Origin of the sequence: Salipaludibacillus daqingensis (assembly GCF_029891575.1) — a bacterium.
Lineage (GTDB): Bacteria > Bacillota > Bacilli > Bacillales > Salisediminibacteriaceae > Salipaludibacillus > Salipaludibacillus daqingensis.
Window position 1 is genome coordinate 213367 of sequence record NZ_JARZHF010000008.1, and the last position, 21374, is coordinate 234740.

Genomic DNA, 21374 nt, shown 5'->3' on the forward strand with positions numbered 1-21374 from the left:
TTATTTATCTAATTAATCGGACTAATATTCATAAAAAAAGCTGTTGAGAAGACTTTCTCAACAGCATAAAGGTGTCTTAAATGGCACCTTTTTAATTCATTAAGTATATAAACCCCCGGAGTGATAAGTTTTAAACCTGTTTTTCAAGTCTACTTCCTTATACACAGGGTGTTTCACGTGTAACAATTCATAATTGAAATGATCACTTTCCATACATATGAACATTAATCGAGTATAAACGAATTACTTATGATACGCATGTCCATTTATGATTCGAAATGCACGATAAACTTGTTCTGTTAAAATTAATCGCATTAGCTGATGTGGAAACGTCATTTTAGAAAAAGAAAGTTTAGCATTAGACCTCTTAATAACAGCATCACTCAAACCGACCGAACCACCGATTATGAAAGAAACTTTACTCTTTCCATATGTAGCTAATTGATCCAATTCATGCGCTAATTTTTCCGAATTCCATTGGCTACCCTCGATGGCAAGAGCAATCACATATGTATCAGCACTTATTTTGGCCAGAAGTCTTTCACCTTCTTTTATTTTCACTTGCTCTATTTCTGCTTCACTCATGTTATCCGGTGCTTTTTCATCAGCCACTTCTACAACTTGTACATTAGCATACGATGATAGTCTTTTTATGTACTCATCTATACCTTGCTTCAAATACTTCTCTTTTAGTTTACCAACAGCAACAATTGAAATATTCATTCGTTTCTCCTTTACTAATAATTTATCCATTAATAAATACATAAAAAGTATGATTATACACACCTTCCATTTGTCCACAGAAGTTATCCACATATGCACAGTATAAATAAAAAATTGCTCTTAAATGAACTTAAATCTCTCATTTATATGTGGATAACCATTTATCTATATCATCTTTTCATCCGTATAGAATTAGTATTGAATTGTTATACTTCGTATATTATTCATTTTTTTATCTTCATTCGATAAACAATTAGTCGTATTTTATATAAAAGATAAGTAAATCATTGTTTTTCAATATGAAATCCCCACAACTTATCCACACTCGAACATCAATTATGACTCCGCTTGAGTAACTTGATAAACTGCTTTTTCATTGCAAATAAAGCATTTTTTTGATGGATGTAGTTCTGTCTGTATTTTTTCGAAAATTGGTGGTAACCCCCCGTCTTCAATGGCTTCTTCGATCGCTTCTTCCGAATGCTCAGGACAACTATAAATCATATTTACACCTCTCTTTATGAAAATTAAATTTCCAAACGATAAACTACGAACGTTAGTTTTAGTATTGACAATAAAGTTATCCACAAATCTATGTGAATAACTTTTACCTTACTCCACATTAAATTTGTTCTTATGTTATTACCTTTCCACAGTCTAGATTTTATCAAACAGATTGCAGCTTTACCACGATTCATTTATTTATCCACAATTACTCAAACCTTTACTAAATAAAAAGAGGATGTCCCAAAACTCATCCACCATTCAAAAAAACGAGTCAGGATATATCCACCTGACTCGTTTTTCTATATTATATCGATTTCATCAGCTATTCAAAAGAGCGTCATGCAACAACTTCTGCAAGAAATCTTCCATCGATAGCGATGTCGAACCTAGTTTATATAAAAGGATGTATACTTTTGAAACAGTCAATCGCTAAAACACTTGTTTATCTAATGTGAGATCTAACGTTTGTTCCTCACCATTTCGATAAAACGTAACGGAAATTGTTTCACCGATTGCTACTTCTGTATAAAGGAATCGTCGTAAATCATGAGAATCTTTTATTTCCGTATCATTTAATTTGGTGATCACGTCACCTTCTTCTAAACCTGCTTCCGCAGCCGGAGTATTTGATTCAACTCCTTCAACATAAACACCACCTTTGATATCATCAGGTAAACCTAATGTATCTTGCCAGTGAAAGCTTGGAATTTCTTGAAGTGAGCGAAGAGCTATGCCCATTTGCGGACGTTGTACTTCCCCATATTCCTCAAGATCTTCAATAACTGGAAGGACAATCGCTGATGGAATAGCAAAACCAATACCCTCAACGGCCTGTTGAGCTATTTTCATCGAGTTGATACCAATTACTTCACCTTGAATATTTAGCAATGCTCCGCCGCTATTTCCCGGGTTGATCGCTGCATCCGTTTGAAGTACTTCGGCATTCCAATCTGGCTGTCCATTTCCTGTTAAGTCAACAGGAAGGCTTCGTTCCACAGCACTAATAATACCTAGTGTGACAGAACCTTCAAAGGAAAGTGGGTTCCCAATTGCAATCGCTGGTTCACCTGCTTGTAATATATCCGAACTTCCAAAATCAGCAACTGTATCAATGCCATCGGAATCAATCGTGAGAACAGCTAAATCTGTTAAAACATCTTCTCCAACAAACTCAGCAGATACTCTAGAACCATCATTTAAGGTGACATCTATATCACTGGATCCTCGACTTGCTCCATCAATGACATGCTGATTTGTAACGATAAAAGCACGCTCATCCTCCACTTTATAAACGACACCTGACCCCGTACCTTCACCAGGTCCTTCTCCAAAAAGCCCTGAAGATTGTTCCATGTTCACCACTCCAACAACGGCATCAGAAACTTTACTCGTTGCTTCAATTACTTCAGAAGTGGTTTGTAAATTCAACGTTTCTGTTGCCGTATCTTCATCCACGTCTTCTTGGGAAATCACAGCTTGATCTTCCTGCGAAGCGTTTTTCGGAACGACTTCATAAGGAAGGAAACCATAATTGGCAAGAACAGGAATCGAAAAAACGACAATCAAAGCACCAAATAATGCTCCCAAAAAGCCAATAGCACCTGAACGCTTCGTTCCACCTTTTGTTTCTCTGCGACGACTTGGAGAAGAAGGCGAATGACTATCATAATAACCCATATTTCGTACCCCCTCTTAAACAAAATGTATGAAAAAAGTTGGATATTTAATATCATGTTGTAATCTTATTTTATTCATTCGTCCTACTCTCGTCTATTAATTTGATTTGAATTCGATAATTTTTCATATATCCATATAATTTCCCACGAAATACGAAGATAAACGTATGATTAAGTCATTTTTCTAAACTACTTTTAACGGTGTTGGGACAACGGGATCCGTATCAAATATCTTTACTTGACGGCCAACTTCGATATCATATTCCTCGAGAGTTTGCTGTACGGTCATTCTCGCTAAATCTTTCATGTTATTATCAAGACTAAGATGAGCTAAATACACATCTGCTCTTGTATCTTTTAATATGTCAGCTAAAGCAATACCTGCATCTACGTTAGATACGTGACCTTCATCGCCAAGAATTCGACGTTTTATTGTCCATGGATATTTACCCATTCTGAGCATATCCGTATCATGATTTGATTCAAAAATCACCGTATCGGATCCTTTAGTAATACCCATCATTTGATCACTAACATATCCGGTATCTGTTAAAATTGTCAATTGCCGCCCACCGTGATGAAAGGTGAAAAACATTGGATCAGCAGCATCGTGCGACACCCCAAATGATTCTACATCTATATCTGAAAAAGATTTCACTTTCCCACGTTCAAAGCAAAATTTCTGCTCCAATGGAATCGCACCAATATTAGCGTTCATTGCACTCCACGTTTTTTCATTTGCATAGATCGGTAGACTAAATCGTCTGGCAAGAATTCCAACACCTTTTATATGATCACTGTGCTCATGGGTAACTAAAATGCCATCGAGATCAGCAGGTGAAACACCAATTTGCTTGAAACTTTGTTCAATTTTTTTCCCACTTAGTCCAGCATCAATGAGGAGACGTTGTTTTCCTGTCTCCACATAAATCGCATTTCCTGTGCTTCCGCTGGCTAATACACTAAACTTTAAACTCATTTTGTCCCCCACTCCCTGCTAGCTGACCGATTGAACTTCTCCGTTAAGGGCATCAACAAAGTAGTATTCATCATTTGCTTTGATCCTCCATACAGGGGCATATACTTGGAAGTTTGCCTCAAGCTGGATCGTACTGTAATAACCAAGTTGCGCTTCACTTATTGTTGTATCTGGTCTAATTTGATTCGCATCTAAGAGACTCTCTATTGCTTTGGATGGTGAGAGTAATTCTTGTTCTCGGCTTTCTTGTTCTGATATAGACATGTAATTTTGCACATATCTTTCTACTTCGAAATCCTCTGAAATGTAAAGGATAAGGTGAAAATCGTTTCTTTCATATTGATCTATTTTTCGACCTTTATACGTTTGATAAAGACCGATGTATTGTTCTTCTTCATTAAATACAGCAATTTCGTACTGGTCCCCTTCATATACGTATTGCTGTAGAAATGCCCCTACACTAGCAGTTAAATTAGCTCCTACTAAACGATATGGACTCTCCAATTCAGATTGTAGCGTTGTTTCGTTCAACAAGACAGGTTCTTGTCTATCAAGAACCCCTTCAAAAAAGTTTTCTTGAAAGGAACGAAGTGTTCCAGTAATCGGAGCGCCTTCCACCGTATTATCAGGGTCTTCGATATCTATTTCGATACGACTAGCTTCCAAACGTTCGGAAAACGTCGCCTCAAACAAATCACTAACTTCTCCCTGTTGTTGTTTTTCATACAACTGGTAACCAAGGAAAATGTTAAGACAAAAGAAAGTCACTATAAAAATGGTTTTTGTTCTACTCCAATCCACTTTCAATCACCTCTCTATCAGCCTCAAAAGATATGTCTAGTTGAACCCATCTTCCTCGAACTTTCGCATACCAGAATGGTTCAAATGTTGCAAATGATCTCTCTCGTTCCATGTTATGACCAATTCTAATATCATCAACAGCATCCATATTAAATAACTCATTTTCCTCTATATGTTGTTCAACCACTTCAAAAGGCGGTATTCTTACTTTTGTATCCTTGTCGAAAGGTTCGTCTTCTAACTGAAACATTGGACGTGTATATTCCGTAACTTGGTTTTCTCTTCTTTTTACTTCAATTGTGTGAAACCTTTCATCGTTCATATTCGACCCAAACACCGGTACTCCTCCGACATGGAGACGAAACGTCACATCGTCTTGCAAATCTGTCTCACTCCATTTATCAGCATAATAGTGATCCGTCCAACCTGAATGGCCATTAACGAAATCAAGACCGGCTTCTAATATTGGATCAAGGTTTACAATTTCACCGACTCTTACACTCGGACGATCAAATTGTAAGATAGAACCACTTGAACCTGTTTCTTGAATAGTCATCATACGGTTACCATCCGTAAACGTTTCTTCCTGACCACCTTGTGGGTATCGACGGACAAATTCCGGATCAGAAAACAAAATATCTGAAAATGCTTGTGACGATAAATCTCGAGACTCATACGTGAAAGTTTTCAAAGTAATAGGTTCTGTTGTAACATATCGAACTGGTTGAAAGTAACTTTCTTCTCTCTCTCGAAAAACCCTTTTCTCCACAGGAGTTTGAGAATCTTCTGTATCATCGTAAAACTCTTCCATTTGACTCACGGAGATCGATGTTTCCGATTCGTAAATATACTCATTTTCACTATCAACAAATTGAACCAACACTTCAGATCCAATAGAAGAAGAAGGGTTCTCTAAAAATATGATTCGGTCGACTAATTCAATTGGTATATTCTCCTCTTCTACGCTAAATAGTTCCTCAAGCCATTCTCCTTTAATCGCTTGTGAGTATACTATTTCTACACCAGAGTAAAATCGATCCAAAGATGGAGCATGTTTTGCAGAGTCTTTCTGATACATGTAATCTATTTCAATCGACGCTAACAATTCATCTAACTCTTCGTAACGATCATTTCCCGGATTTACTAAGGATATATTTTCATCGTTATGAATAAGTACTTTTGTTGGATGAATCACTTGTGATAAATTTTGTGTATCACCTATTTCTTCGATTTCTACATAGCCTTCCCCTGCTTCTTGTAATTCTGCGTAATCAGGTTGATATGTCCAAATGAGCCAAGTAAGAGCGATACTTGATAAAATTAGAACCCAAAGGATGGCAGTTTTAATGTTTTCAATAATCATTCGCCATCCCCCTCCTCATTTAAGTCGTATGGCAAAGTAAATGAGAATGTTGTTCCTTTGCCCCATTCGCTACTTACCCAAATGCTTCCCCCATGAGCAGCAACAATTTCTTTAGCAATGGCTAAGCCTAAACCTGTTCCTCCTAAATTTCTAGAACGGGCTTTATCTACTCGATAAAAACGGTCAAATACGTGTGGAATATTATCCTTAGGAATTCCTACTCCCTCATCCTTCACACTAATAACAATTCGTTCTTTCTCCGTTTTCAATGTGCACGTAATCGTACCGCCTTCAGGAGAGTATTTAACTGCATTTGAGACAATATTATCTAGAAGCTGTGTCAATTTGTCTCGGTCTCCCATAACAGGTATGCTTTTCTCTGGGATACGCCGTTTAAATTGAATATCTTGATTTTTCGTTGTCATTTCAAATCTATCAATGACTTGATTTACAAACGTTGTCGCATTCATACTCGCCATGATAATCTGATAGTCTTTACTATCCATTTTTGATAATTGTAGCAAGTCATTGACAAGGCGAATCATTCGTTCGGTTTCATTTGATGTCACTTGAATAAATCGCGGCGCTATCTCCGGATCTTCGAGAGCACCATCAGACAGTGCTTCTAAGTAACTTTTCATTGACGTCAACGGTGTTCGTAACTCATGCGAAACATTTGCAACAAACTCTCTACGTTCTTCTTCAACTTTCTCTTGTTCCGTCACGTCATGTAAAACAGCAATTAATCCATTTTCTTGCCCATTTTCTTTCTCAATGACAGAGAAATGTGCTTCTAATATCGTTTCCTCTTCATCACTGTCGAAGTCTAAAAGAATTGGATCATTCATTCCGTATAGGTCATTTAATCTCATGAATTTGTCGAGATTCAATATTTTCATGATCTCAGAATTCATTGCAATCTCTTGACTTTGATCTAACATTTCTTCAGCTCTTCTATTCATGAGAATGATTTTACCGTGTCTATCTGTTGCAATTACACCGTCAGTCATATGGGTTAATACTGATGCTAGCTTTCTTCTTTCTCCTTCTGTCGTTGCATGAGCCTCTTCAAGTTTGTTTGATAACTCATTAAAAGTGGAAGCCAGTTGACCAATTTCATCATGACCATATACTCGAACTTTCCGAGAATAATCTCCTTCTCCCATCACAACAGCCTGAGTTTTCATATCTACAATGGGTCTTGTGATTGTTCGTGACAGAAACACGCCTAATCCAGCCGTTAGAAGAAGTGCGATGATTGTCCCTGTTAAGAGAATTTGATTAATTTCCTGTATTTGATTATATATTTCTTGCATGGATGCTTCGATATAAATGGCGCCAACGATCGAATCATCTTCTGATTCTACAGGGACTGCTAATACTTGCATTCGATCACCTGTCGTTCGATTACGAAATACTTCTGCTTCATCATCTGAACCAGCTAGCGTTCTCATCACTCGATAGTTCGTTGTTCGCTGTCCCACATAATTATCATGATTGGCTGTCGCAGTAACAATCACTTGATTTTGATCAATCACTTGAACTTCAGCATTATCCATATTAAATAATTGATTTAATAAGTCATTAATTCTTAGCTGAAGCGACCTATCTTCCTCTTCTTCATCTCTCGTCATTTCCTGTTCGACGTTGTAAGCCACTAATTCAGCTCTTTCATTAAGAGTCGATCTAAAATTATCTACAAGCTGATCTTCTAGCTGCTTTGTAAAATAGACACCTATGACTTGCATCGCGATCAGAATTAATAGCACGTAAATAATGACAATTTTTACGTGTATTGATTTATAAAAGCGAATCTTTTTCATATTTAGTTCTCCTGATCAGATTGTCTTAAATAGTATCCTACACCGCGGCGTGTAACAATCCATGCTGGACTACTTGGATTATCCTCTACTTTTTCACGAAGACGACGAACAGTTACATCCACTGTTCGCACATCTCCGAAATAATCATATCCCCAAACCGCTTGTAAAAGATGTTCTCGTGTCATCACTTGTCCAATGTGGCGAGCAAGATAATGAATTAATTCAAATTCACGGTGTGTTAGTTCAATTGGTTTGCCTCGTTTCGTAACTAAATAGGCGTCTGGTTGAATTAATAAAGGACCAATCTCAATATTTTTCTTTTCCGTGTCTGATTCTTGTACTTTTTGATTGCGACGAAGATTCGCTTTCACTCGAGCGATTAATTCTCTGGTGCTAAAAGGTTTCGTTACATAATCATCTGCACCTAATTCCAAACCTAATACCTTATCAATTTCTGAATCTTTTGCTGTCAGCATAATAATAGGCATATCATATGTTTTTCGCACCTCGCGACAAACATCCATACCATCTCTGAATGGAAGCATAATATCTAAAAGTATCAAATTCGGTACATGTTCTTTTACTTTTTCTATTGCTTCATTTCCGTCATATGCACAAATGACTTCAAAACCATCTTTTTCTAATCCAAACTTTATAATATCCGCAATGGGCTTTTCGTCATCTACTACTAGTATTTTTTGCTTATCCACTTTTAACCAGCTCCTCTTTTTGATTCACTTCTTCTATTCTATCATATTAATTTTTCACTTCTCTAGCTTCAGCAAAGGAAGTTTATTGAAATTTACTTTTATACAAAAACCTCTTAACGATATCACATGTTAAGAGGGAGAAATATTAAGTGAACTTTTTGTTTTTTGTCTCTTTTTGTGTTAATAATGAATTTCAGAATTATTTTTGATGTACCTTTTTTACTGATCCGCTAACCCCGATCAATTTATATTTATATAATAAAGGCGATTCTAAAAAAAAAGAGTTACTTAATCAAATACGACAAATTCTTCTGATTCGACAATTATTTCCTAGGAAATGAATTTATGCTATCTTTTGGCTCTCCTAAAAAAATCGTTCTAAGGCATGTAACTGCATTTATAAACACAAAAAAACCTATCCATATTGGACAGGATTACTTTTAAAAATTAGTTAGTGGTGCTGGCCAGAGGACTTGAACCCCCAACCTACTGATTACAAGTCAGTTGCTCTACCAATTGAGCTAGGCCAGCACTCAAAAGATGGTGGCTCAGGACAGAATCGAACTGCCGACACACGGATTTTCAGTCCGTTGCTCTACCGACTGAGCTACTGAGCCACATTACTTGAAGTAAACACTAGGTTTCTATCTTTTTAAAAATGGCGGTCCCGACGGGAATCGAACCCGCGATCTCCTGCGTGACAGGCAGGCATGTTAACCGCTACACCACGGGACCATTAAACGTTATCAACATTGAAAATATGTAAAATAACTTGTCTTAATATAATAAGAACGATCCCTGGAAAAGTACTATGTATTGAAATAAATATCTTCAAAGGTATCGGGAATTTAAATTGGTTGCGGGGGGCGGATTTGAACCACCGACCTTTGGGTTATGAGCCCAACGAGCTACCAGACTGCTCCACCCCGCGATAATAATATTACATTCAAAATGTATTTTCTTGAGCTTTCTTCGACTGTTCTTCCTCTTCAAATATTTGATTGAGGAGTTTATCAATCGACACAAATTATCGTTCATTCGACAAACTTTATCTTGTTACCTCTCTTTTCTAGTATGAGGGACAACAGATATAATTATACTTGAAAACTTAATATAAGTCAATAAGTTTTTTGGTGACCCGTACGGGATTCGAACCCGTGTTACCGCCGTGAAAGGGCGGTGTCTTAACCACTTGACCAACGGGCCATCTCTTTGAATGATAAAATGGTGAGCCATGAAGGACTCGAACCTTCGACCCTCTGATTAAAAGTCAGATGCTCTACCAACTGAGCTAATGGCTCATAATTCACTAAATTTGAATGTACTGTGCTCTGTTAACTTCGCTTCATGCTGTTTCCACAGCTTTTCAGCGACAAGATTTATCTTAACATCTAGTTTTAAATATAGCAATACTTTTTCTAAAAATATTTAAATAGACATGATTATTCTTTACTGAACCTTCCTTACTTTAACGAAGTTTACATATAAAATCAAGGGCTCTGCAAAAATAATTTTGCAGAGCCCTTATAAAATAATTTGATTAAGCAAATACTCCACGAACAAGGTTCGTTTGAGTACGATCTGGCCCTACAGAAAAGATTGTTAACGGAATGCCAGTAAGTTGAGAAATTCTTTCAATATAAAAAAGTGCATTACGTGGAAGGTCATGTAATGACTTCACGTTCGTAATATCTTCTGTCCAACCAGGTAATTCTTCATACACAGGTTCACACTCAGCAAGGACTTTCAAGCTCGCTGGGAACTCTTCCATAATTTCTCCTCGATACTTATAGGCAACACATATTTTCAATTTCTCTATCCCAGTAAGAACGTCAATAGAATTCAATGATAAGTCAGTAATTCCACTAACTCGTCGAGCATGACGTACAACAACACTATCAAACCAACCTACTCTACGTGGCCGTCCTGTTGTCGTTCCATATTCATTCCCTATTTCGCGAATCTTATCGCCAATCTCATTATTTAATTCGGTTGGGAAAGGTCCGTCTCCTACTCTAGTTGTATAGGCTTTAGACACACCTACAACGTGGTCGATTTTTGATGGACCAACTCCAGAACCGATCGTTACTCCACCAGCAATCGGATTAGATGATGTAACGAAAGGGTACGTTCCTTGATCGATATCAAGCATTACCCCTTGAGCACCTTCAAAAAGCACTCGTTTCCCAGCATCAAGACTGTCATTTAAAATGACTGACGTATCAGCAACATGGTGAGCAAACTGTTGACCATACTCATAATACTCCTCTAAAATATCTTCTATTTTAAAACCTTCTACTTCATATATCTTTTCCAACAAAAGGTTTTTTTCACGTAAATTTATTTCAAGTTTCTCTTTAAAGGTTTCTTTATCTAACAAGTCAACGATTCGGATTCCAACTCGAGCTGCTTTATCCATATAAGCAGGACCAATCCCTTTTCTCGTTGTACCGATTTTATTCGCACCTTTACTATCTTCTTCAGCGATATCTAATTTCAAATGATATGGAAGAATGACGTGCGCACGATTACTAATTCGGAGGTTGCTCGTATCCACACCTTTATCATGTAAATATGACAACTCTTTAACAAGAGCTTTCGGATCAATAACCATACCATTTCCAATCACACACGTTTTTTCTTTGTAAAAGATTCCTGATGGAATTAGGTGCAATTTGTAGGTCGTACCGTTGAATACAATTGTATGACCTGCATTATTTCCACCCTGATATCTGGCAATTAATTCTGATTGCTCAGATAAATAATCGGTAATTTTTCCTTTTCCTTCGTCTCCCCATTGCGTACCTACCACAACTACTGATGGCATGAATCGAGCACCTCCAAGTGTATTTACTTTCATGTATTGTTTTTTACATTGTATCATTTGCTTTTATCATTTGCTTTTATCATTTGAACCATCGTTAGTTTATCAGTTTCCCCCGCTACCGTCAACTATATTCCGAACGTTGACCTAATATTAGTCTTTTTCATTCGTTTATTCATATATAATCAGAAAATTGGAGTATTTTTTGGGAAACGATAGATATTCATCTCCCTCATGTTTACTTTTTAGACCTATTCATTCCTCTTTTTCCTCCGAATTGCTTCTAACAATTCAAAAAGATCTCCCGTCTAATTCATGACGGGAGATCTAATTATTAAATAATTGTATTCTTATGCCGTTTTTTTGTCTTCTTTAGGTGTTAACTTATCTTTAAAAATAACTGTGCGAATATATGGAATTACCCATCGGTCACCACCGAATTTACCAGCGTTATATCCTGCTGCAAGAATGAAGATTGTTAATAACACCATCCAAGGATTGGAGGAAACTGTGCCTGCAAACATAAATGCAAAGTTCATCATAATACCGAAGAACGCCGCTGCTGTTGTCAACACACCTACAATTAAACCAAGTCCAACGAGGACTTCTCCCCAAGCTACCATGAAACTAAATATGTCTGCATTTGGTAACGCAAAATTTTCGATAAATGCGTGATACGTTGGATATTGTTCAATCACCGCTTCATTATTCACAGCACCTGTTAAATATCCGCTTGCATCAAAAGGTTCGCTACCAAAAACTTTTCCCCAACCTGATGTTAACCATTGCCAACCTATATACACTCTTAAAAACGTCAATACTCCCGCTGCAATTTTATTATTTCTTAAGAAATCCATAAACATAATCCATTCCTCCTAAATTAATTTTAGTTTTTTATGAAGGCAGTAGGTGACCACTAATAGTAATAAAATAATTTCTCGTTTGTCTCGTTAGGTTGTGAGTGATCACTAACTATCTTTCTATAGCCTTAGTATAATATGGATTTCCATACTGTGAACGTCATACGTGTGAACAGTTCGTTGCAATACAGTGATCATTGTGTGACTAAATTCACATTTTTAAAAAGAGACGTTTTCTTCCCCTCCACTGGTTTCATCCATAACAATAAAAGGCTATTCACAAGTACTATGTACTATGTGAACAGCCTTTTATTACTATTAGGTTCTACACCGCTATCAACTTCATCACCTGTCATACTTTCTTATGGATGTGAGATATCAAATCATATAGAAAAACGAGTCAGAATGGATACAACTGACTCGTTTCTTTTGAATTTGGCTTTTTGAAACACCCTTTTTGACAAAAATGATAATGAAATCAATAATTACGCACCTGGTGGCATATCGCCTTCATCAAAGCGCCTCTCTAAGTTAACGAATTTATTGTATTCTTTCACAAATGCCAATTCGACTGTTCCTACTGGACCATTACGTTGTTTAGCAATAATAATTTCAATAATATCTTTTTTCTCAGATTCTTGATCGTAATAGTCATCTCTATATAAGAACGCAACAATATCGGCATCTTGCTCAATACTTCCTGATTCACGAATATCAGACATCATCGGGCGTTTATCTTGCCGAGATTCCACTCCACGTGAGAGCTGAGACAAAGCTATAACAGGTACTTCTAGTTCACGAGCTAGTCCTTTTAATTCTCGGGATATTTCCGACACTTCTTGCTGTCTTCCTTCCCCACTTCTAGAATCTCCTTGAATAAGCTGCAAATAGTCAATCATAATCATACCAAGCCCTCGATCTTGTTTTAACTTACGACATTTAGAACGAATGTCTTTTACTTTGATACCTGGAGTATCATCAATAAAAATCCCGGCTTTAGATAAACTTCCCATTGCCATCGTTAAGCGTTGCCAATCTTCATCTTCTAGTTTCCCTGTTCGAAGACGCTGAGCATCGATATTTCCCTCAGCACAAAGCATACGCATGACAAGTTGATCCGCCCCCATCTCCAAACTAAAGATAGCAACATTCTCATCTGTTTTCGTTGCAACGTTTTGAGATATATTTAATGCGAAGGCCGTCTTACCCACGGATGGACGTGCAGCAACGATAACTAGATCGTTTTTCTGGAATCCAGCAGTAATCCGGTCCAACTCTGTAAAACCAGTTGGTACTCCCGTAACATCTCCCGCTGTGTGTTGAAGCATTTCTATTTTATCAAATGCTTCAACAAGAACATCTTTAATGTCTACAAATTCTCCTGAATTTTTCTTTTTAGCCACTTCTAAAATGGATTTCTCGGCATCATTTAAAATAGAGTCAACATCTTCATCAGCTGCATACCCTTCAGATGCTATGTTTGTTGCTACTCGAATTAACCTTCTCAATAATGATTTTTCTTCAACAATTTGACTATAATAACTGGCGTTTGCTGCAGTTGGTACTGCATTCGCCAAATCACTTAAATATGATACGCCGCCTATTTCTTCTAGCCATTTTTTCGTTTGCAATTCTGAAGTAACAGTCACTAAATCTACTGGCTCTCCTTTAGAGGAGAGATCCAACATGACAGTGAAAATACGCTCATGAGCTGCCCGATAGAAATCTTCAGGAATCAAACGATCAGAGGCGGTGACGAGAGCTTGGTCTTCGATGAAGATTGCTCCTAGCACCGCCTGCTCGGCTTCAATATTTTGCGGTGGCGTTCGATCGGCAAATAAGTCAGACATGACTTGATTCCCTCATTTCCCCGCTGATTTACATGATCTCAGAATTCAAATGGTGGTGGAGAAATCTTTTCTTTTCACGTACCATTCGCTCTGAGTATCACTATTTTTGTTCTGCAACGTGCACTTTTAATGTTGCGGTTACTTTGTTATGGACTTTAACTTTCACATTAGTGTATCCGAGTGCTCGAATTGGTTCGTCCATTTCAATTTTTCTTTTATCAATTTTCAAATCCATTTTTTTCAATTGTTCTGCAATTTGTTTATTTGTTACGGCACCAAAAAGTCGACCGTTTTCTCCAGCTTTTGCAGTTAATTCAATTGTCATGTTTTCTAATTCTGACTTGAATTTTTCTGCACGCTCAAGTTCTTTTTCTACTTGTTTTTCTTCACTCTCTTGTTTTTTCTCAAGCGATTTCATGTTCCCTTTATTTGCTTCAACTGCAAGGTTATTTTTCAACAAATAGTTTCTTGCATAACCTTCAGAAACGTTCTTCACTTCACCTTTTTTACCTTTTCCTTTTACATCGTCCAAAAAGATGACTTTCATGATTATTGTCCCCCTTTGAAATAATTATCAATTTTCTCTTTAAGAGTTTCTTCTGCTTCTTCTATTGTTGCACCTTCTAATTGTGTTGCTGCATTTGTCAAATGACCACCGCCATCCATCATTTCCATGATAACTTGGACATTTACTTCTCCAAGAGAACGAGCGCTAATACTTACACGGCCATCCTCTAACTTCGAGATGACAAAGGATGCAACAACGTCATTCATTGTAAGCAATGTATCTGCAGCTTGAGCAATGAGAACTTGACCGTATGTTTCCTCTGTATATCCTTTGGCAATTGCCATCCCTCCAGGATATATATACGCTTTTTCTATCAGCTTTGAACGTTTGACAAATTGATCAAAATCTTCTTTTAATAGTTTTTGTACAAGTGTTGTATCTGCACCTCGACTACGAAGATAAGATGCCGCATCAAACGTACGTGATCCTGTGCGTATAGCAAAGCTCTTCGTATCAACGATAATCCCCGCTAGTAAAGCTGTTGATTCCAATACATCCAAATCTGGTTGTGTAGGTTGGTATTCAAGCAATTCCGTTACTAACTCAGCAGTAGACGAGGCATATGGTTCCATATAAACTAGAACTGCATCATCAATAAAATCTTCTCCGCGCCTATGATGATCGATAACAATCGTTCGATCCATCTTCTCTAAAAGCTTGGGGTCCATGACAAGAGACGGTTTGTGAGTATCGACTATAACCATTAATGTATCATCGGTTACTTCTTCTCTTGCTTCCTCTGGCGTAATAAATTGCGCCCAAAGATCTCTGTGACCTTCTATTTCATCTAATAGTTTATGGACACTTTGATTCACGTCATTTGGATTCAGAATGATAAATGCATCTTTACCATTTGCTTCAGCAATCTTCAACATACCAATTGCCGCACCAATGGAATCCATGTCAGGATTTTTATGTCCCATCACAAATACTTTATCACTTTCTTTAACAAAATCTCGAATGGCATGGGAAATGACCCTTGCTCTTACTCTCGTTCGTTTTTCCATGGCATTCGACTTACCGCCATAGAAGCGACCTTTCCCATTCTTTTCTTTGATCGCTACTTGATCCCCCCCACGACCTAAAGCTAAGTCGAGGCTTGATTGAGCTAGGGTCCCTAACTCACGTAACGATAATTCGCCACTACCGATCCCTAAACTTAATGTTAAAGAGATTTTTTCCTTCGCTGTATTTTCACGGATTTCATCAAGAATTGTAAATCGGTTATCTTCTAACGTCTTTAAAGTCTCTTCATTAAATATTGCAATGAAGCGATCCGATGATGTTCTACGAATAAATATATCATGTTCCTTCGACCAACGATTCAATGAATCCGTCACTTGCGTTAATAACTTGCTTCTAATTTGGTCATCCATTCCTTGAGTAACTTCATCATAGTTATCAAGATAAATCAATCCAATGACTGTTTTTTCTCTCTCAAATAAATCTTTAAATTCTTGTTCTTCCGTCACATTAATAAAATAAAGTAATCGTTCATCAGGTTCATGATATACTCGAAAGTCTTCATCTTTTACGTTTAATAAAAACCGTTTCTTTTCCTCATTCACTTGTTTAATAAGCTCATCGGAAAAAATAGACATAGAATCCCCTATCACATCTTTTTCAGCAATCTTAGTTAAATAGGGATTCGTCCACTGTATATCTCGGTTTTCATTATATAGAAGGATTCCGATCGGTAAATGAGTTACCGCTTCTTCTCCCGCCTTGTTCACCCGATATGTGAGTGTAGAAATATATTCAGATAATTCTCTTTCAAACTCTATCCTTGCTCGAATGATCAAATACAAGACCACACCTAAGCTAGCAAAACCTAAGAGGCCAAGCTGCCATTGGTAATACGTTAATATTCCAGTAAACATCACAGCGACGCTCAACAGGGCAATGACGTGATAACCATGCCATTTTCTTAACAGGAATTTCGGCATTATTCACAACTCCTACTTCTGCGCATTCATCCGCTTTCTCAAGTCAAAACCTAAATCAATTATACCTAAGATTCTTACAATATGAAGGAAAATCGGAAAAAGAAATGAAATCACAACGATAATCACGGGAATCGCAGTGTTCACGCGCTTTTGATAAAAATAATAAAACACTAGTGCAAACCCTTGAATAGCCATCACGATATATAAAATCGGTGTAAGATTCGCTGTTACAGTATATAGAGCTGTTCCTTCTTCTACCCCTATCATTATAATCAAATAGGTAAATAAATAATACCATATAAACGCCTTTGGGAATCCCCATTCTCTCAAAGGTGGGAATTTTTCTATATCGTAGCCTTTCTTCTTTAGAAGGAACGCCGAGATGAATTGAACAATGAAGGCAAACACAACTCCAATGATAATGAGTAATACAGGAGTAATGACTAGTAACCCATCAATAAATTCTTCTACACTTTCTAGCACGACACCTTCCTCAACACCCATCATTAACATCATTTCATCTGCCACTTCTGTTGATTCCAGCATAGCTCCTTGAAACTCTTGAATTGGATTCACATCTAATAAAACGATACTTCCAACATATATCAAAACAAAACCAGCAATGTAAGTAAGTGCCCCCCCTAACAATACTCCGAATGCAGTCTTTTTTCGACGGTAACATTCACCAATCACAACACCACTTACTACAAAAATCAATGATAGCGGCAAAGCTATTGGTCCTAATATTAAAAAGGTAATGAAGAAAGCCAGGATTCCTAATGATCCCCCTGCTTTTAATCCATGTTTTTTCGTGAAAAATATAAATGGTATAGATAATAAAAAGAGGCTAATGAGACCAACAACTGGGATCAACAATGTCATTAACATTAAAAGTAAATATATCCCTAAATAGAATGCTCCCTCTTTGATTAAATTCGGTGTTTCTTCTTCCATTCATTCGTCCCTCATTTCAACCATTCTACGTGCACCAATCTATATTTTAGCATGAACACATCATAAACAACAAAAAAATCAGCGATCAGTATGTAACACTGACCGCTTCTTCTATCATTTACTTATAACGTTCTGATATTAGGGGAGCCATTTATAAAGAGCTTCACTAAAAGTGTTTATTATTCTTTTAGTGAAGCTTGTTTAACATTTAAAATAACCCTTATGGTTAGCGATTCATTTTACGTGTTAATTCGTTCTCTACTTGTAAACTATCTCGATAGTCTTTTTCACGGGCTTTTTCTACTTCAACTTTCTTTTTTAGGCTACCTTTATATGATTCATAGCCAATTCCATGTGATTGTTGCAAAGCCTTTTCCATGTTCTCTGTATATTTTACGTTTTCATCAGACATATTCAAATTCTCCTATCGTATCATTTAAATTCACCAATAGTATTTACTGATATAGAGAAGTATTCCACGATAAAAAATAATCTAAACATCCTACATATTATATTAGAAATGTAAAACGTAATCCTATAGCGTTTTAACAATAGAATAACCATACTTGAGCTTTTCGCCACATAAAAACACAGTAGCTGTTTTGCTACTGTGTTTTTGTATACCATTATTCTCCCGATACGAACGGCAATAATGCCATTGTACGAGAACGCTTAATTGCGCGAGTTAACTGACGTTGATATTTAGCAGAAGTTCCAGTTACTCGGCGAGGAAGAATCTTCCCACGCTCAGAGACAAACTTGCTTAGCAACCCTGTGTCTTTATAGTCAATATGCTTAATCTTATTGACAGTAAAGTAACACACTTTACGACGTTTTGGTCGACCGCGACGTGCCATAAATATCCCTCCTTCTATTTATTGTTAAAACGAATAAACTCCGTTTTTAGAACGGTAGGTCATCATCATTAATATCAATCGGTTTCCCATCACTAGCAAACGGATCGTCATTTTGATTGCCTTGACCGCCTTGATTTCTTTGATTTCCTTGATTTCCTTGACCAAAATCACCTTGACCAGAGTTTTGGTTCGGATTGCTTTGAAAACCGCTGTTATCATTCTGCTGCCCATAGCTTCCTTGACCGGCACTTTGACTAACATTTTGGTTTCCTCCACCGCCAGTTCCACCAGAACCACGAGGCTCTAAGAACTGAACACTGTCACCTACTACTTCAGTCATAAAAACACGACGCCCTTCGTTATTATCGAAACTACGTGTTTGAATGCGTCCGTCTACGCCTGCTTGACTACCTTTTTTCAAGTAGTTAGCAACGTTTTCGGCCTGCTTTCTCCAAACGACAATATTTATAAAGTCTGCTTCATTCTTTCCTTGTGCGTTTGAAAACGGGCGATTTACAGCTAATGTGAAAGATGCTACTGCAATTCCGTTGGCTGTGTAGCGTAATTCTGGATCTTTTGTTAAACGTCCAACTAAAACGACACGGTTAATCATCCGAACTCCTCCTCGGAACGTGATCTTGATCTATTATTCTGTCTCTATTCTTCCTCACGAACAATAAGTGAACGTAAGATGTTGTCATTGATTGAACTTAAACGGTTGAATTCATCTAGGGCTGGCTTCTCTGCGTTTAATTTAAGTAAAACGTAGAAACCTTCCGTGAAATCCTCGATTTCATAAGCAAGACGTCGCTTACCCATTTCCTTCGTTTCAGTCACTTCTGCGCCGTTGTCCGTTAAAATCTTGTTGAAACGCTCGATCAATTCTTTCGTCGCCGCTTCTTCCAAGTTTGGACGTACAATGTACATAATTTCATAGTTGCGCATATTCTGTCACCTCCTTTTGGTCTAGGCCCTTCCCATTATAGAAAGAGCAAGGAGCAAGCATGTGTTTCCTTTTGCTCGCAAGTTTTTATTATAACAGATCATTTCGTAACGTACAAGGAAAGTTGAAAAAAAGATAAAAGCCGACCTACAATGGTCGGCTCTGTTCGTACTATTTTCTTCGCAATATACAGCCGTCTCAGCATAGCCATTTTCATCCATCATGGTGGGAAAATAATCGCATGGTTGTCTACTATACATTCTACGAAGTCTTTGTTGCTTTATTTCTATACGTTAAAACGGAAATGGATAACATCTCCATCTTTAACGATATATTCTTTACCCTCTAATCTAACTTTCCCTTGATCTTTCGCTATACTCATCGTCCCTGCTGCTACAAGGTCATCGTACGATACGATTTCAGCACGGATAAATCCTCGTTCAAAATCTGTATGAATAACGCCAGCAGCTTGAGGTGCTTTTGTCCCTTGATTAATCGTCCATGCTCGTACTTCTTGTTTTCCAGCAGTAAAGTACGTTTCCAAACCAAGCAATTGATAAGCTGCTTTGATCAATTGATCGAGACCTGATTCTGCAATGCCTAAGTCTTCTAAAAACTCTTGTTTCTCGTCTCCTTCGAGTTCCGCAATCTCCGACTCGATTTTTGCACAGACGACAATTACTTGAGAATGTTCATTTGCAGCAAACTCTTTTACTTTTTGAACATATGGATTAGCGTCTGCATCTAGAAGCTCGTCCTCACTAACGTTTGCTACATACAATACTGGCTTCCATGTGAGCAAATGAAATCCTTTGACAATCTTCGTCTGTTCTTTCGTAAATTCCACACTTCGTGCAGGTTTTTCATCTTCAAAGGCATCTCGAAGTTTTGATAACACTTCATATTCAGACACGGCTTCTTTGTCTTTTTGTTTAGCCATTTTCTCAACTTTTCCTATACGCTTCTCTACTGATTCTAAATCAGCTAAAATAAGCTCTAAGTTGATTACTTCAATATCTCGGATTGGATCTACACTTCCAGAGACATGCGTGATATTATCATCATTAAAGCAGCGCACCACATGGGAAATCGCATCAACTTGACGAATATGTGATAGAAATTTGTTTCCTAATCCTTCCCCTTTACTTGCGCCTTCAACGATTCCTGCAATATCTGTAAACTCAAATGCTGTTGGAACCGTTTTGTCTGGTACGACTAGTTCCGTCAATTTGTCTAATCGTGGATCCGGCACTTCTACAATCCCAACGTTCGGGTCAATTGTACAGAATGGATAGTTCGCAGATTCTGCTCCTGCTTGTGTAATTGCGTTAAATAATGTTGATTTTCCTACGTTCGGTAGTCCAACAATTCCAGTTGTTAAAGCCATTCATCATACTCCCTTTATATTTGACTCCATTAGCCTATATTTCGTTGATTAATGATAGTCTTTTTGCTTCAACCTATTGAACCTGTGTCCAGTGAATAAAATCAATAAGCTTTCCACCTTAAAAAATATCTATATCAACCATGTTTACTAATCAAGTCTTATGTTTGAAAACTTAGTTGGTCCGATCTCTCTTATATTCGTAACATTAAACCACTGTCTCCATCTTATACGTATCTACACCGCTCATAATTATAGAGACTTCTCACTCAAATGGCAACTAGCAAGACCAAAACTACCATGACAACTTAAAATTATATTAGGGTAATTAAACACTTCCGTAAAAAAACTCCACCTTTTATTAATGATAGGTGAAGGTTTTAAATATTTTCTTCTGAAGCCCGTTCAATGACTCGTTTCATTTTTTTGGAAAACTCTTTTCTAGGGATCATTACACTGTGGCCACATCCAACACATTTAATGCGGATATCCATCCCCATACGGATAATCTTCCATTTGTTTTCTCCACAAGGGTGAGGTTTTTTCATTTCAACCACATCGTTCAAATCATACATTTTGTCGCTCATGTACCCTCTCTCCTTAATC

The 21374-nt window shown here is 37.3% G+C and carries 20 protein-coding genes and 6 tRNA genes; all 26 read right to left on the reverse strand.

Going from position 1 to position 21374, the window contains the following annotated elements:
• Nucleotides 1–243: 243 nt before the first annotated feature.
• Complete coding sequence (gene rlmH, locus QDN89_RS16325) at nt 244–723, reverse strand: 23S rRNA (pseudouridine(1915)-N(3))-methyltransferase RlmH (RefSeq protein ID WP_280771237.1); 480 nt, start codon at nt 721–723, stop codon at nt 244–246.
• Between the two features lie 336 nt (nt 724–1059).
• Nucleotides 1060–1227, reverse strand: a complete 168-nt coding sequence (locus tag QDN89_RS16330) for a CxxH/CxxC protein (protein ID WP_280771238.1) — start codon at nt 1225–1227, stop codon at nt 1060–1062.
• A 432-nt stretch (nt 1228–1659) separates the two neighbouring features.
• Entirely contained in the window at nt 1660–2907 is a 1248-nt protein-coding gene (locus tag QDN89_RS16335; protein WP_280771239.1) for a S1C family serine protease, read from the reverse strand.
• 183 nt (nt 2908–3090) lie between these two features.
• Nucleotides 3091–3885 carry an MBL fold metallo-hydrolase gene (locus QDN89_RS16340; RefSeq protein ID WP_280771240.1) on the reverse strand — a complete coding sequence of 265 codons (795 nt, stop codon included), beginning with the start codon at nt 3883–3885 and terminating at the stop codon, nt 3091–3093.
• Nucleotides 3886–3903: 18 nt separating this feature from the next.
• A complete protein-coding gene (locus QDN89_RS16345) occupies nt 3904–4686 on the reverse strand; it encodes a two-component system regulatory protein YycI (protein ID WP_280771241.1) in 783 nt (260 codons plus the stop codon).
• Nucleotides 4673–6049: a YycH family regulatory protein gene (locus tag QDN89_RS16350; protein ID WP_280771242.1), complete on the reverse strand. Its 1377-nt coding sequence runs from the start codon at nt 6047–6049 to the stop codon at nt 4673–4675. Before QDN89_RS16350 ends, QDN89_RS16345 begins: the two co-directional genes overlap by 14 nt.
• Nucleotides 6046–7872: a cell wall metabolism sensor histidine kinase WalK gene (gene walK, locus QDN89_RS16355; RefSeq protein ID WP_280771244.1), complete on the reverse strand. Its 1827-nt coding sequence runs from the start codon at nt 7870–7872 to the stop codon at nt 6046–6048. Before walK ends, QDN89_RS16350 begins: the two co-directional genes overlap by 4 nt.
• Before the next feature lie 2 nt (nt 7873–7874).
• Nucleotides 7875–8582 (reverse strand): response regulator YycF, encoded by a 708-nt coding sequence (gene yycF / locus QDN89_RS16360; RefSeq protein WP_280771245.1) that lies wholly within the window; start codon nt 8580–8582, stop codon nt 7875–7877.
• Nucleotides 8583–9037: 455 nt separating this feature from the next.
• Nucleotides 9038–9113: transfer RNA gene (locus QDN89_RS16365), tRNA-Thr, on the reverse strand.
• A gap of 10 nt (nt 9114–9123) precedes the next feature.
• Nucleotides 9124–9199: transfer RNA gene (locus tag QDN89_RS16370), tRNA-Phe, on the reverse strand.
• Nucleotides 9200–9241: 42 nt separating this feature from the next.
• Nucleotides 9242–9317 (reverse strand) — tRNA-Asp (locus QDN89_RS16375).
• A gap of 119 nt (nt 9318–9436) precedes the next feature.
• A tRNA-Met gene (locus tag QDN89_RS16380) sits at nt 9437–9513 on the reverse strand.
• Between the two features lie 200 nt (nt 9514–9713).
• A tRNA-Glu gene (locus QDN89_RS16385) sits at nt 9714–9788 on the reverse strand.
• 19 nt (nt 9789–9807) lie between these two features.
• Nucleotides 9808–9883, reverse strand: a tRNA-Lys gene (locus QDN89_RS16390).
• Nucleotides 9884–10122: 239 nt separating this feature from the next.
• Nucleotides 10123–11409 (reverse strand): adenylosuccinate synthase, encoded by a 1287-nt coding sequence (locus tag QDN89_RS16395; RefSeq protein WP_280771246.1) that lies wholly within the window; start codon nt 11407–11409, stop codon nt 10123–10125.
• Nucleotides 11410–11756: 347 nt separating this feature from the next.
• A complete protein-coding gene (locus QDN89_RS16400; protein ID WP_280771247.1) occupies nt 11757–12269 on the reverse strand; it encodes a DoxX family protein in 513 nt (170 codons plus the stop codon).
• 482 nt (nt 12270–12751) lie between these two features.
• Complete coding sequence (gene dnaB / locus QDN89_RS16405) at nt 12752–14116, reverse strand: replicative DNA helicase (RefSeq protein ID WP_280771248.1); 1365 nt, start codon at nt 14114–14116, stop codon at nt 12752–12754.
• Between the two features lie 100 nt (nt 14117–14216).
• Complete coding sequence (gene rplI / locus QDN89_RS16410; RefSeq protein WP_280771249.1) at nt 14217–14663, reverse strand: 50S ribosomal protein L9; 447 nt, start codon at nt 14661–14663, stop codon at nt 14217–14219.
• Nucleotides 14664–14665: 2 nt separating this feature from the next.
• Nucleotides 14666–16630: a DHH family phosphoesterase gene (locus QDN89_RS16415; RefSeq protein ID WP_280771250.1), complete on the reverse strand. Its 1965-nt coding sequence runs from the start codon at nt 16628–16630 to the stop codon at nt 14666–14668.
• A 12-nt stretch (nt 16631–16642) separates the two neighbouring features.
• Complete coding sequence (locus tag QDN89_RS16420; protein WP_280771251.1) at nt 16643–17584, reverse strand: YybS family protein; 942 nt, start codon at nt 17582–17584, stop codon at nt 16643–16645.
• Between the two features lie 226 nt (nt 17585–17810).
• Nucleotides 17811–17996: a YuzK family famiily protein gene (locus QDN89_RS16425; RefSeq protein WP_280771252.1), complete on the reverse strand. Its 186-nt coding sequence runs from the start codon at nt 17994–17996 to the stop codon at nt 17811–17813.
• Between the two features lie 214 nt (nt 17997–18210).
• Entirely contained in the window at nt 18211–18441 is a 231-nt protein-coding gene (gene rpsR, locus QDN89_RS16430; protein ID WP_280771253.1) for a 30S ribosomal protein S18, read from the reverse strand.
• A gap of 46 nt (nt 18442–18487) precedes the next feature.
• On the reverse strand, nt 18488–19054 hold the full coding sequence (gene ssb / locus QDN89_RS16435; RefSeq protein ID WP_280771254.1) for a single-stranded DNA-binding protein: 567 nt from the start codon (nt 19052–19054) through the stop codon (nt 18488–18490).
• 44 nt (nt 19055–19098) lie between these two features.
• A complete protein-coding gene (gene rpsF, locus QDN89_RS16440; RefSeq protein WP_280771255.1) occupies nt 19099–19386 on the reverse strand; it encodes a 30S ribosomal protein S6 in 288 nt (95 codons plus the stop codon).
• A gap of 284 nt (nt 19387–19670) precedes the next feature.
• Nucleotides 19671–20771, reverse strand: a complete 1101-nt coding sequence (gene ychF, locus QDN89_RS16445; protein ID WP_280771256.1) for a redox-regulated ATPase YchF — start codon at nt 20769–20771, stop codon at nt 19671–19673.
• A gap of 377 nt (nt 20772–21148) precedes the next feature.
• Nucleotides 21149–21355, reverse strand: coding sequence for a DUF951 domain-containing protein (locus QDN89_RS16450; RefSeq protein WP_280771257.1), 207 nt, complete (start codon nt 21353–21355; stop codon nt 21149–21151).
• Nucleotides 21356–21374: the final 19 nt, after the last annotated feature.

Coding starts and splice junctions, on each gene's coding strand:
- walK (WP_280771244.1), bottom strand. CDS start 7,872: ATGAAAAAGATTCGCTTTTATAAATCAATACACGTAAAAATTGTCATT.
- QDN89_RS16450 (WP_280771257.1), bottom strand. CDS start 21,355: ATGAGCGACAAAATGTATGATTTGAACGATGTGGTTGAAATGAAAAAA.
- rlmH (WP_280771237.1), bottom strand. CDS start 723: ATGAATATTTCAATTGTTGCTGTTGGTAAACTAAAAGAGAAGTATTTG.
- ssb (WP_280771254.1), bottom strand. CDS start 19,054: ATGATTAACCGTGTCGTTTTAGTTGGACGTTTAACAAAAGATCCAGAA.
- rpsR (WP_280771253.1), bottom strand. CDS start 18,441: ATGGCACGTCGCGGTCGACCAAAACGTCGTAAAGTGTGTTACTTTACT.
- QDN89_RS16420 (WP_280771251.1), bottom strand. CDS start 17,584: ATGGAAGAAGAAACACCGAATTTAATCAAAGAGGGAGCATTCTATTTA.
- QDN89_RS16335 (WP_280771239.1), bottom strand. CDS start 2,907: ATGGGTTATTATGATAGTCATTCGCCTTCTTCTCCAAGTCGTCGCAGA.
- QDN89_RS16400 (WP_280771247.1), bottom strand. CDS start 12,269: ATGTTTATGGATTTCTTAAGAAATAATAAAATTGCAGCGGGAGTATTG.
- QDN89_RS16395 (WP_280771246.1), bottom strand. CDS start 11,409: ATGCCATCAGTAGTTGTGGTAGGTACGCAATGGGGAGACGAAGGAAAA.
- QDN89_RS16340 (WP_280771240.1), bottom strand. CDS start 3,885: ATGAGTTTAAAGTTTAGTGTATTAGCCAGCGGAAGCACAGGAAATGCG.
- QDN89_RS16330 (WP_280771238.1), bottom strand. CDS start 1,227: ATGATTTATAGTTGTCCTGAGCATTCGGAAGAAGCGATCGAAGAAGCC.
- QDN89_RS16415 (WP_280771250.1), bottom strand. CDS start 16,630: ATGCCGAAATTCCTGTTAAGAAAATGGCATGGTTATCACGTCATTGCC.
- dnaB (WP_280771248.1), bottom strand. CDS start 14,116: ATGTCTGACTTATTTGCCGATCGAACGCCACCGCAAAATATTGAAGCC.
- rplI (WP_280771249.1), bottom strand. CDS start 14,663: ATGAAAGTCATCTTTTTGGACGATGTAAAAGGAAAAGGTAAAAAAGGT.
- ychF (WP_280771256.1), bottom strand. CDS start 20,771: ATGGCTTTAACAACTGGAATTGTTGGACTACCGAACGTAGGAAAATCA.
- rpsF (WP_280771255.1), bottom strand. CDS start 19,386: ATGCGCAACTATGAAATTATGTACATTGTACGTCCAAACTTGGAAGAA.
- QDN89_RS16425 (WP_280771252.1), bottom strand. CDS start 17,996: ATGTCTGATGAAAACGTAAAATATACAGAGAACATGGAAAAGGCTTTG.
- QDN89_RS16350 (WP_280771242.1), bottom strand. CDS start 6,049: ATGATTATTGAAAACATTAAAACTGCCATCCTTTGGGTTCTAATTTTA.